The following is a 613-nucleotide window of genomic DNA, read 5'->3' as shown; positions in this document are numbered from 1 at the left end:
CTAGTAGAGCGTCGCCTCTAACGTTTGGGATAGAGATGGCGAAGTCGGGTACGGGCATCGTCGGTGGTGAAGTGCCAGTCGACCTGACGCTGGTCCGCGTTGGTGGCGTGCTGCCAGGCGGCGAGTTCGGTGTTGAGCGTGTCGAGGTCGGTGATGCGGCGGTCCAGGCATTGGCGGGCCAGTGTGGACAGTTCGATCTCGGCGATGTTGAGCCAGGATCCGTGTTTGGGGGTGTGGTGGATCTCCAGGCGCCGGGCCAGGCCGAACGCGGTGGCCGGGTCGAAGGCTTCGTAGAGGGACGCGACGCTGTGGGTGTTGAGGTTGTCCATCACCAGGACGACCTTCTCGGCCTCGGGGTAGTCGACGGTCAGGAGTCGTTGCACCTGCCCGGCCCAGTCGATCCTGGTCCGGCGGGGTTGTGCGTCGACCCGCCGCCAGCCGCCCAGGGGCTCGACCCAGCAGAAGATCGAGCAGGTGCCGTGTCGGACGTACTCGCTGTCCTGCTTGGGATCGCGCCCCGGCGCGGCGGGGATCGGGTCGCGGGCGTGCGCCAGCAGCTGGTAAGGCTTCTCGTCCATGCACACCACCGGCCTGGCCGGGTCGTAGCCGCGGG

1 protein-coding gene is annotated in these 613 nt (G+C 67.7%); it reads right to left on the bottom strand.

Features of this window, described 5'->3' with window-relative positions; all coding sequences use genetic code 11:
• Positions 1-17 precede the first annotated feature (17 nt).
• Positions 18-613: IS630 family transposase (locus ADK67_RS10395; RefSeq protein ID WP_053716193.1), on the bottom strand; the 596-nt coding region annotated here is incomplete at its 5' end.

Source organism: Saccharothrix sp. NRRL B-16348, from assembly GCF_001280085.1.
GTDB lineage: Bacteria > Actinomycetota > Actinomycetes > Mycobacteriales > Pseudonocardiaceae > Actinosynnema.
Note: the sequence above shows the minus strand (reverse complement) of the source record. Positions and strands in the feature narration are given on the sequence as shown.